This window comes from Microbacterium sp. NPDC076895 (assembly GCF_040687115.1).
GTDB lineage: Bacteria > Actinomycetota > Actinomycetes > Actinomycetales > Microbacteriaceae > Microbacterium.
The window spans coordinates 1-1,020 of record NZ_JBFBMQ010000039.1 but is presented as its reverse complement, the minus strand read 5'-3'; the positions used below and the strand labels follow the sequence as shown (position 1 = coordinate 1,020).

The 1,020-nt window shown below is 66.8% G+C and carries 1 protein-coding gene; it reads right to left on the bottom strand.

Annotated elements, in window-relative coordinates:
- Nucleotides 1–9: 9 nt before the first annotated feature.
- On the bottom strand, nt 10–1,020 hold a 1,011-nt coding region (locus AB0O89_RS15055), incomplete at its 5' end, for an integrase core domain-containing protein (protein ID WP_363499287.1).

Sequence of the window (1,020 nt, the reverse complement as noted above, 5' to 3'; positions counted from 1 at the left end):
TGTCCCGCGTCAAGTATTTGGCAGGATTTCTTCTCTTTCGAAGTTGGGGATGGTGGGGTCGGCAAGGCCCAGGTGCACGTCCATCGGCCGGTTCCAGGCGATCGCCTCGTGAGGACGGATCTCGTTGTATTCGATCCGGTAGTCCTCAGCGCGTTCGACGAGCGTCATCGCGTCGGGGATCTCGTCGAGGAACAGCCGCTCGTACTTCAGCGTCCCGAACCCGCGTTCGCGTGACCCGTTCTGCCCGGGCGATTTCACCCGAGTGCGGACGTGCCGCAGCTCGGGGTGACGCAAGATGAACAACTCGAAGTTCATCGACCGGAACGGGCCACCATTGTCAGTCACGAGGGTCACGACCGGCAGCAGCTCGCCGGTCTCCGGGTCGACCTGACACTGATCAACGAGGGGGTGCCCGAACATGCGCTCGTAGTCGGTCAGGGCGAGCTCGACGGCGGCGATCGCGTCATGCTGGTTCGCCGTGGGCGAGGTATGGAAGGGGTGCTCGACCTTGGAGAACCAATCCCGGCACCCCGCGATCCGCCACGTCCCACCCTGGGTGGTCTCGAACTCGCTGAAGTCCAGCTGCCACACCTGGTTCGGGCCCGTCGGGTTCCTCGCGAACGCCGCCTTACGGTCTCTCGCGAGCTCACGGCGCTGCTTCTGATACTCCGACGGCAGGATCAGCCCGTCATCGCGCAGCAGGCGCAGCACGGTCGCCTGCGACACCCGGTGCCCGTCGTGGCGGGTCATCGCCCAGATCTTCCGATGACCCCACGCCGGATGCGCCAGCGCGTGCTTGGTCGCGAGCGGCCTGGCCGCGTCCCGCGCGGGCTGCGGCCACGGACCCTTCGGCGGGCGATCCGCTCTCGCTTTGGCCTGCCAGCGGCGATACGAACGCTCGGGCACGCCCGTCAGCTTGCAGAACCTCGACGTCGGCATGCCCGCCTCCAAACGGATCACCTCGAGGTCCTCGAAGGGCCCAGCCGGCCCTCCGCGCTCTTCTTCCACACCCGGATCTCG